We start from the raw sequence: 279 nt of genomic DNA, 5'->3' as shown, positions 1-279 counted from the left end.
TTCTGATCTGCATGATGGCAAATGGCCGGCGGCTTCTCAGCCACAGGTGCCGGTGGTCCAGCAGGAAGTCGATCCCGTGTTCCTTGTTGGTGATCGGGTAGCCTTCGTTGTTTGACACGACTTCCAGGTCGCTGATCTGGATTTCGTAGCCAAAGTGAGACCGGGCATCTTCATGGATGGTCCCAGTGATGTAGAAGCTGGCTCCCTGGCGCAGGCCCTTGGCTGCTTCAAAAACTTCCTCGCTGACGGCGTTCTTGCGGACAACCCCTTGGAAGAAAG

Annotated in this window: 1 pseudogene; it reads right to left on the bottom strand. The window is 56.3% G+C overall.

The window, feature by feature from the left end:
* Positions 1-279 (bottom strand): annotated as a pseudogene (locus lacNas_RS06875) (asparagine--tRNA ligase); the annotation flags it as partial.

The organism is Lactobacillus nasalidis (genome assembly GCF_016587775.1).
GTDB classification, from domain to species: domain Bacteria; phylum Bacillota; class Bacilli; order Lactobacillales; family Lactobacillaceae; genus Lactobacillus; species Lactobacillus nasalidis.
Note: the sequence above shows the minus strand (reverse complement) of the source record. Positions and strands in the feature narration are given on the sequence as shown.